We start from the raw sequence: 2,022 nt of genomic DNA, 5'->3' as shown, positions 1-2,022 counted from the left end.
ACAACGAAGTCAGATTCGCGACGCCGATCTCGATGAGAAAGGCGGCAAGCATGCAGAGGACGAACAGCCCCGCGTGAAAAGAAAGGCCATCGAATAATGTTCGCCAGGGGGCCGGGCCCGACACGCTGCGAATGAACCGTTCGACTTGAGGCGTCGATTGATATCCCCGCAATAGCCGACGTTCTGCTGGCATTCCTCGGACCCGCCCAGTTGAGCGCTATCGCTCGCTCATTAAGATAGGTTCGCACGGCTTCAGCGACAAGCGCGCCCGTCAGGAGACGTACTTGCCGCGATGGTGCCAAGCACCGAGCTGCGATGGTGCCAGGCACCGAGGGGAAATCCTAGCGACTCCTTGGTGCCAGGTGCCGAGAGATCCCTGGTGCCAGGTACCGAGGGGAAATCCTACCGGAAGCGGCCGGAGCGTTCGGCGGCGCGCAGCGCGGCGTGGTCTTCGGGGTCGAGGCCTTGCTCGAGGAAGGCGCGCCAGTCGTCGATGCGCTCGCGCGCCGGGACGAGGTCGGTCAGCGGGTCGGCGGCGAGGCCGAGATGGGCTCGGGCGCTCGACCAGCGCCAGCCTTCGGGGCGGCCGGCGAAGGCGGGCGGGCCGGGCTCTACTCCTTCGTGGCTTGGCGGCTTTGCATGCACAACCTCTTTTTGTCTCATCTGTGGACGCCCCCTTCAGCGCAAGAGGGTTTTGAAGAGCTGGGCATTTTGTCGGATGCTGCCATCTGTCCGGCCTCTTGGTGCAGCGATGGGGCTGCGGGCCTGCATGGGAGTTCGCGGACCGGATCCACATCACTCGAGCGTGCTTGAAGGCACTGTGAAACAAGCTGGTTCTTCCGATCCCGTCTCGCCGACTGTTGCGCCATGCTCTCCTTCGCTCTCTTGCGCCTTCGACCTCGCGGCCCTGGCTACCCGTCAGGCGGCCACGGTCGGAGCCTTGTAGACGCCGCCCTTGGCGAGCAGCGCCCAGATGATCCGCGCGGTCTTGTTGGCCAGCGCGACGGTGACCAGCATGCGCGGCTTGCGGCTGAGCATCCCGGCCAGCCACGAGTCCGGTGGGGCGCCGTTTTTGGCGGCGTGACGGACCACGGCCGAGGCGCCGATGATCAGCAGCCGCCTGAGTGTTCGCTCGCCGGCCTTGGTGATGCTGCCGAGCCGCTCCTTGCCTCCGGTCGATCGCTGTCGGGGCGTGAGGCCCAGCCAGGCGGCGAAGTCGCGCCCCGAGTCGAACGACTGAGCCGGCGGCGCCAGCGCCAGCACGGCGGTGGCGATCACCGGTCCGACGCCGGGGACGGTCACCAGCCGGCGGGCATCCGGATCCTGCTTCGCTCGGCTTGCGATCTGACGTTCGAAGCCAAGGATGTGCGTGTCGAGCGCCCTGATCGTATCGATCATCACCAGGAACACGCCTCGAGCGGCCTCAGGCAACGCACAGCCGGGATCTTCGATGTCCGTCATCAGCTGCGCCATCCTGAACCGCCCTTGCGGCGCTACCCAGCCGTGCTCGGCGACGAGACCGCGAAGCGCGTTGATCAGCTGCGTGCGCTGACGGACCAGCAGATCGCGCGCCCGGAACAGGGCCGCGCTCGCTTGCTGCGCCTCGCCCTTGACCGCCACGAACCGCATGCCCGGCCGCTGCGCCGCCTCGCAGATCGCCTCCGCATCGCGCGCATCGTTCTTCTGCCGCTTCACGAACGGCTTCACATAAGCCGGTGGGATCAGCCGAACCTCATGGCCGAGCCGCTGCAGCTCGCGCGCCCAATAGTGCGCGCTCGCGCATGCCTCCATCGCCACCAGGCAGCGCGGCTGCGCGGCAAAGAAGCCGGGCAGCTTCGAACGCGTCAGCCTCCTGCTGAACAAAGCCGCCCCCGACGCATCCGCGCCGTGCACATGAAAAACCTGCTTTGCCAGATCGAGCCCAATCGTAGTAACTTCGCTCACGGGCGCCTCCCTCAGATGGTCGTTCAAACACCACCATCTTGGCACATAGATGCCGTCGGGGGGCGTCCACCCCATCAC

General features: G+C 66.4%; 2 protein-coding genes. Both read right to left on the bottom strand.

The features are described 5' to 3' along the window. Positions 1-402: 402 nt before the first annotated feature. Complete coding sequence (locus VEC03_RS13340; protein WP_324915950.1) at positions 403-663, bottom strand: hypothetical protein; 261 nt, start codon at positions 661-663, stop codon at positions 403-405. 255 nt (positions 664-918) lie between these two features. Then, on the bottom strand, positions 919-1,944 hold the full coding sequence (locus tag VEC03_RS13335) for an IS110 family transposase (RefSeq protein WP_324915952.1): 1,026 nt from the start codon (positions 1,942-1,944) through the stop codon (positions 919-921). Positions 1,945-2,022 lie beyond the last annotated feature (78 nt).

Origin of the sequence: Ramlibacter sp. (genome assembly GCF_035627355.1) — a bacterium.
GTDB lineage: Bacteria > Pseudomonadota > Gammaproteobacteria > Burkholderiales > Burkholderiaceae_C > Ramlibacter.
This window is presented reverse-complemented; position numbering and strand designations above follow the sequence as displayed.

What these genes read in the sequence shown, in the direction of transcription:
- VEC03_RS13340 (WP_324915950.1), bottom strand. Translation starts at nt 663, where the DNA reads ATGAGACAAAAAGAGGTTGTGCATGCAAAGCCGCCAAGCCACGAAGGA.